Source organism: Salinivibrio sp. MA440, assembly GCF_001996265.1.
Lineage (GTDB): Bacteria > Pseudomonadota > Gammaproteobacteria > Enterobacterales > Vibrionaceae > Salinivibrio > Salinivibrio costicola.
Genome location: NZ_MUFI01000049.1, coordinates 21,510 through 28,449, shown reverse-complemented (window position 1 = coordinate 28,449; position 6,940 = coordinate 21,510). Strand labels below are relative to the sequence as shown.

Sequence of the window (6,940 nt, the reverse complement as noted above, 5' to 3'; positions counted from 1 at the left end):
TTTTATTTGTGCGGGCATTATCATGTCATTATGTTTTATAGTCGTGATAATGACTTACATTTGTCATTTTAGCGATTTTCTATACCAATAAAGAGCCCTGACATGAGAAATCCTCATTTTTCTACCCTTGCTGTTCATGGTGGTGATCAAACCGACAAAGGTCACCATGCGGCTTTTACTCCGATTTATACCGCCAGTAGCTTTATTCAGCCCGATCTGAGCCATCAAGCAGACTTTGGCTACTCCCGTGTTGGCAATCCAACACGATATGCTTACGAGAGTGCGTTGGCGGCGCTCGAGCAAGGCTGTTATGCGACCGCGACGGCCTCGGGGATGGCTGCGACAGCCTTGGCCTTAGAACTGCTACCCGCAGGCGCGCACATTATTGCGATGCGCGGTGTGTATGGGGGTACACATCGCTTGTTCGACAAACTCCGCGCCACCAATAACGGACTCAGTGTCGATTATGTTGATCTCAATGACTTGGACGCCGTGGCGGCAGCCGTCAAACCAAGTACTGCCATGGTTTGGATTGAAACTCCGACGAATCCCTTGTTAGAACTGGTTGATATTGCTGCGATTTGCCAGTTTGCCCGCGAGCATGCCTTATTAACCTGTGTGGATAACACCTTTGCGACCGCCTGGAACCAAACGCCACTGAGCTTGGGGGCGGATATTGTGATGTTGTCGACCAGCAAATACATTGGTGGGCATTCTGACATGATTGGCGGCGCGCTGGTCACCGCAGATGAAACTTTGGCGAAAAAAATTGATTTTGCCAAAACCACGGTCGGCGCAATTGCCTCGCCATTTGATGCTTATCTCGCGTTACGCGGATTAAAAACGCTCGATCTGCGTATGCAGCGTCAATGCGATAATGCGCTAAACGTTGCGACCGCGCTGGAAAACCACCCTGCCATTGAAGCGGTTTTCTATCCGGGCTTACCGTCACACCCGCAACATGCGCTTTGTCAGACGCAAATGCGCTCAGGGGGAGCAGTCGTCACCATTCAGTTAAAAGGCACGCGGGTCGAAAGCGAGCGATTTTTAAGCCGCTTACGTTACTTTATCTTGGCGGAATCGCTGGGTGGTGTGGAAAGTATGATTAACCATTCAGCGTCCATGTCTCACGGCTCCATGAGTGAAGAGGAACGCGAGGCGATGGGGGTTTTCGATACCACCTTCCGGCTCTCGGTCGGCATTGAAGACAGTCGTGACTTGATTGATGATCTCCTGTATGCGCTCGATCAGGAGGCATCATGACCGATTATGGCGTCTGGACGGTGGTGACGCCCCTGGTCACGATTGTGCTTGCGGTGGTCACGCGTCAGGTCATTCTGTCGCTACTGACAGGGGCGATGGTGGGTTATACCGTGATCGCCAATTTCAATCCATTCGCTGGCGTTGCCAAGGCACTGGATAGTTATATTGGTGTGTTTGCCAGTGCGGGAAACACGCGCACCATCTTGTTTTGTTTTATGGTGGGTGGATTAATTCGTCTTATCCAAGTCACTGGTGGCACGCGGGCCGTGATTCATGCGCTCACCGAGCGTGCTCAATTGGTGAAAAATCCGATTGCGGTGCAGTTGCTCGCGATGGTCACCACCATGCTGATTTTTATTGAAAGCTCCATTTCCATTATGTCAGCGGGGACGGTGAGTCGTGATTTAGCCGATCACTATCGCGTCTCTCGCGAGAAGCTCGCCTATGTGATCCAGTCATCCTGCGTCGCGACCTGCTCTAGTGTGATGATCAATGGTTGGGGTGCCGCGATGATGGCGATTATCGGCGTGCAAGTCAGCAAAGGTTATGTTGAAGGGGAGCCCTTCAACATTCTATTGCACGCTATTCCTTACAACTTAATGGCGTGGCTCTCCTTGCTAGCAGTGCTGTTTTATGTGCTCACTGGGGCGAGTTGGGGGCCAATGGCGAAAGCTGACCAACGTGCAGCAGCCGGGCAAGTACTGCGTGAGGGCGCCTTTCCTATTGCTGGCGATCATCAGCGCGATGATGAGCCGCTAGGCAAAGTGAGCTATTTTGTTCTGCCGTTACTGAGCACCATTTTAATGGTGCCGGTGGGCCTGTTTATCACCGGTAATGGCGATATTGCCTCTGGGTCTGGCTCGACTGCTGTTTTTTGGGCGGTGATGGGAGGGACTGCGGTCGCGATGGCTTTCTTTATCGGCACGCGTGTCTTGTCGTTAGATGCCTTTTTCCGCCACCTGTTAGCCGGATACGCCAATATGATGCCTCTGGGGGCAATTATGTCGCTGGCATTTTTAATGGGGGATTTATCGGCAGACTTACATACGGGACACTACATCACTCAGGTGATTGATGGCATTTTGCCTGCGGGATTATCAGCCGCTTTTGTCTTTGTGATTGCCGCTATCATGTCACTGGCGACCGGGACCTCGTGGGGCACGTTTGCAATCATGATCCCGATAGGTATTCAGGTTGGCGCTGCGACAGGCATTGACCCGCACTTAATGATTGGCGCATCGATATCTGGGGCCATTTTTGGCGATATGACGTCACCAATCAGTGATACCGGCATTGTCGCGTCGATGGCAACAGGCAATGATCATGTTGATCATATCCGCACGCAATTTCCTTACGTTATGGTCGTAGGAGCGATTAGCACAATGGCATTTGCGATCTTAGGGAGTATTTAAAGAGAGACTGCCTAAGCGATGGCGCGGGCGGTTGAATAACCTCAATGCAAGCGTTGTTACTGCATTGAGGCGTAAAGGCAAGCAGGGGCGTTGTTACCAAAAAAGCCCCCTCTAAACGATTGGCTAGATCTTGTTGATGATTGGTGCTGTTTGCTGATTTAAATACGCGATAATGTCATCCGATTCGTACATCCAACGCGTGTCTCCAGCATCATCTTCGATACGCAAACAGGGCACTTTAATACGGCCACCACCTTGCTCAAGCGCTTGCCGTGCGGCCAGATCACGTTTGGCATCTTTAACCGCCAAAGGTAGCCCCAGTTTGCGACTCGCCTGACGAACTTTGACACAAAACGGGCATGCAGCAAATTGATAGAGCGTGAATTGTTCTGACAACCGCTCAAGTGCTTGTGTTTGTTCGGCACTTAACTTGGGAGACTTAGGTTTGGTTAAGGCCTCGACAACGAGAATAATTTTTCCAAGGATCCAACGAATAACGCCCATATAACCTCCATGCGTTCAATAAAGCCAGAGTGTAACACGCCAAACACGTTTGCTCATCGTTAACATATTGTTCCTGTATGGAAATAAAGTGTTTCCACCTGAGTACAGAATCGCGTTGTGCCTCTCGATCGCGCTGTTAGACTATGCATGCGACAACCTCACGATAAAAAGCAAACGATTACGAGTACCCTATGATACTGCAAGCTATTGACTTCCAAGCACCGAATGCGGAGCAAGCATTTGTTGAATCTTTACGTGAAACAGGCTTTGGCGTTCTTAAAAACCACCCGCTACAACAGCAGCGAGTCGCTGATATTTACCAAGAGTGGGAAGGCTTTTTTAACACCGAGGAAAAGCACGATTTCACCTTTAAGTCAGACACGCAAGATGGCTTTTTCCCCGCTAAAATTGCGGAAACGGCGAAAGGCCATACCAAGCGTGATCTAAAGGAGTTCTTTCATTATTACCCTTGGGGGCAGTGTCCTGAAGCACGACGAGATAACCTGCAATCTTATTATCAACAAGCGACCAGTTTAGCTGAAACCTTGTTGTCTTGGGTTGAGCGTCAATCGCCTGTCAGCGTCAGTGAGCACTACTCACAATCACTGTCGAGTATGATTGCGGGGAGCGAACAGACGTTACTGCGCGTATTACATTATCCGCCGTTAAACGGTGATGAAGAGCTAGGTGCAATCCGGGCCGCCGCGCACGAGGATATTAACTTGCTCACTATCCTTCCGGCGGCGAATGAGCCGGGCCTGCAGGTGAAAGCCAAAGATGGTAGTTGGTTGGATGTACCGTGTGATTTTGGCAATTTGATTGTCAATATTGGTGATATGCTGCAAGAGGCATCGGGCGGCTATTTCCCATCAACCACCCATCGCGTGATAAACCCTGAGGGGGCGGATAAAACTAAAGCACGTATTTCCTTACCACTGTTTTTGCATCCCAAACCAGAAGTGGTGTTGTCTTCTCGCCACACTGCGAAAAGCTACTTAATGGAACGTCTGCGTGAGCTGGGCGTGATCTAGTGTCTGTCCTTTATCCTTGCCAAGGGGGGGGGGCTGCCTTGGCAAGGATGATTTACCTGGTCAGCAAGTGTGCTTCCCTTTCTACTGCAAGGCGTCTTCAATGCGCTGTGCCGTTTTTTCGTCGACCCACTGATGCCATTCAGTGCGATAGCGGCGTAGAAATTCGTCAGCGGCTATTTCACCGTCCGCTTGGTAGGTATCCATCCAAGCCAGCATGTCACTCATCACTTGGTTATCGTATTCACGGCGATTGATATAGTTAAATGCTGCTGGCGCTTGCTCGGCAAAGGATGCAGTGGTCAAAGAGTGTACGGGAGAGACCGGAAATGCAGTGACCTTAGGTGATTGGCAATCTGCCTGGGTGATGCATTGTTTGTAGTGTTCCAGATCGACATCAGCGCCTAAGTCGACCTCAACCATTTCATATTTTCCCATCACAGGCGTCGGCGCCCAATAATAGCCAAACCAAGGGTTTTGTCGCTCGTTAGCACGTGCGATGGTGCCGGCCAATCCAGCGGCGGAGCCTGGATCGACAATTTCAAAGCCGGCTTTGTCGAGCTCAAGGGCGTTAAAAATATGTTCAGCGGAGATTTGACACGTCCATCCCGCGGGGCAACCCATGAATGCTGCTTTATCGGGATCTTCAGGATGCGGGAAAAGATCTCGCTGGGCTTTAATGCCCTCAATCGTTGCTAGCTCAGGGTGTTTATCAACCATGTATTTGGGGACCCAAAAGCCTTCGTTGCCGCCTTGTGAGAACGCGTCACCGGCATAGCGGAGCCGCCCCTCATTGACGCCTTTATCTAACATTGCTTTATGAGAGTTGGTCCAAAACTCTGGCGCAATATCAGGTTCGCCTTTTTCTGTCATTGAGACACCAGTAGGCATGGTATCGCCTGGAACCAAAGACGCATTACATCCGTAACCATGTTCCAAGATAAACTGATCGACATGTGCCATTAAAGTGGCTGAATTCCAATTCATATCAGCAATGGAAACATCGCCGCAAGCCTTGTTTTCATTGGCTTGCGCTGTGGTGGCGCAAACGAATAGGATGCTAACCAGCAGCCGATTTGGTGTCGTTATCATGGCGTGTCCTTGCTTGGTAAGTGCTTTAAGTGTCGAAAAAGTAACATGAGGTAAGAGCGCGATCTATACTCAGGGCAACCGATCTTGATGAAAATACTGAAATTCATATTAACGGAAGCTAACGATCGTCATTATGTCAAGAAAAGAGCAACTCAATGCGATAGAAAAAAACAAGAAGTCATCGCTGTTAGCTGTCACTCAAGCGGTACTGAAGTTGGGGGGGGAATCTTGGTGCGTGTTCATATTCAGACACCGACTAAAGTTGAGTTTGACCGACACCACTGCAAGTCAAGATATGGGTATCAGTGGTGTTATAATGAACTGCCGTTTGATGGGCGGTCGCTATCATTGTGGGTTTCAATTTGATGAACGTTCTAAGTCACGAAGCGCGTGGTTGGTCACCAATTTAGACTACGGTGGTGAGCAATATCGTCTATCGATGCCTCACAATGATGGCGAGCTGACGTCCAGTCTTTCCTAGCGCCTATCTACCACTGAGATAACGGTCTACGACTGAGGTAATGGTGTGACCCGCAATACACTGCCATTTCTTCTATCAGTGAGGATGAGTAAACTGCCGTCACGTGCCTGTATTACGTCGCGAATGCGGCCAAACTCGCCATCAAGCATCCGCTCCTCATGAATCACTTTGCCATCTTCCAATACTAGCCTGACTAATAGCCCAAATTTTAAAGAGCCAAGCAGCAGGTTGCCTTGCCACATTGGGAAGCGATCACTGTCAACCATGATCATGCCTGACGGTGCAATTGACGGATCCCAATAATAAACCGGTTGGCGCATCCCTGGTTTTGATGTCCCCTCTCCGATTTGTGTGCCCAGTCCATAGTTAACGCCATATGTTATAGTCGGCCAGCCATAGTTTTCACCGGCGAGAATAACGTTGAGTTCATCGCCACCTTGGGGACCGTGCTCATGTGCCCAAATACGTGTGCCTGTGTTATCGAGGGCGATGCCTTGGATATTTCGGTGCCCGAAGCTAAACACCTCCGCACGTTTGTTATCCGCCTGTAGGAAGGGATTACTCTTCGGCACTGTACCATCAAGATTAAGACGCACGAGCGTGCCCAGATGATCGTCGGCAAATTGCGCGCGATCGCGGTGGCCACGATCGCCGAGCGTGATATATAGGTGCTCAGAAGTGACCAATAAACGACTGCCAAAATGGCGCCCGCCACTGCGTTTGGGAGAGGCTTTAAAAATAACACGACTGTCAATGAGTACATCTTTAGACAGTGTGGCCATTATAACCTCAGTACCGGCTTGTCCTCGCTCGTCGATGGCGGCATAGGAAAGATATAAACGCTGGTTGGTCGCAAAATCAGGTGCCAAGGCGATATCTAATAGGCCCCCTTGCCCCTCTTGAAACACGTTTTTTGGGGTGCCTAAAATGGAGACGACCAGCCCATTGGGTGTCAGCCGTTTAAGCTTGCCGTCACGCTCGGTAATCAGTAGATCGCCATCCGGAAGCTCAGTGATCCCCCATGGATGAGAAAAGCCGGATTTCAGTGTTTCAACACGAAGGCTCACCGCCTCCGTGTTGATGGTTTTTGCCTCTGCAGCCCCTATTGTCCCAAGAAACAGAACGACCAAGCACAATGAATGCGACAAACGCATTGCTCA

At 50.1% G+C, this 6,940-nt stretch carries 7 protein-coding genes; 4 read left to right on the top strand and 3 right to left on the bottom strand.

What is annotated here, in order from left to right:
• The first annotated feature begins 102 nt into the window (after positions 1-102).
• Together BZG80_RS13480 and BZG80_RS13475 are read left to right on the top strand one after the other, a co-directional pair.
• Entirely contained in the window at positions 103-1,263 is a 1,161-nt protein-coding gene (locus BZG80_RS13480; RefSeq protein WP_077679592.1) for a trans-sulfuration enzyme family protein, read from the top strand.
• Positions 1,260-2,675, top strand: coding sequence for a Na+/H+ antiporter NhaC family protein (locus tag BZG80_RS13475; RefSeq protein ID WP_077679591.1), 1,416 nt, complete (start codon positions 1,260-1,262; stop codon positions 2,673-2,675). The genes BZG80_RS13480 and BZG80_RS13475 overlap by 4 nt, the downstream gene beginning before the upstream one ends.
• Before the next feature lie 123 nt (positions 2,676-2,798).
• Here the strand turns inward: BZG80_RS13475 and BZG80_RS13470 are convergent, their stop codons facing one another.
• Positions 2,799-3,179 carry a glutaredoxin family protein gene (locus BZG80_RS13470; RefSeq protein WP_077460875.1) on the bottom strand — a complete coding sequence of 127 codons (381 nt, stop codon included), beginning with the start codon at positions 3,177-3,179 and terminating at the stop codon, positions 2,799-2,801.
• Between the two features lie 191 nt (positions 3,180-3,370).
• Between BZG80_RS13470 and BZG80_RS13465 the strand changes: the two genes are divergently transcribed.
• Entirely contained in the window at positions 3,371-4,210 is an 840-nt protein-coding gene (locus BZG80_RS13465) for a 2OG-Fe(II) oxygenase family protein (protein ID WP_077460876.1), read from the top strand.
• An 81-nt stretch (positions 4,211-4,291) separates the two neighbouring features.
• Here the strand turns inward: BZG80_RS13465 and BZG80_RS13460 are convergent, their stop codons facing one another.
• A complete protein-coding gene (locus BZG80_RS13460; RefSeq protein ID WP_077460877.1) occupies positions 4,292-5,299 on the bottom strand; it encodes a glycine betaine ABC transporter substrate-binding protein in 1,008 nt (335 codons plus the stop codon).
• Between the two features lie 133 nt (positions 5,300-5,432).
• On the opposite strand from BZG80_RS13460, the gene BZG80_RS13455 reads away from it, so the two are divergent.
• Positions 5,433-5,780, top strand: a complete 348-nt coding sequence (locus BZG80_RS13455) for a hypothetical protein (protein WP_077679590.1) — start codon at positions 5,433-5,435, stop codon at positions 5,778-5,780.
• Between the two features lie 26 nt (positions 5,781-5,806).
• Here BZG80_RS13455 and BZG80_RS13450 read toward each other — a convergent pair whose 3' ends face one another.
• Complete coding sequence (locus BZG80_RS13450; protein ID WP_077679589.1) at positions 5,807-6,934, bottom strand: PQQ-dependent sugar dehydrogenase; 1,128 nt, start codon at positions 6,932-6,934, stop codon at positions 5,807-5,809.
• Positions 6,935-6,940: the final 6 nt, after the last annotated feature.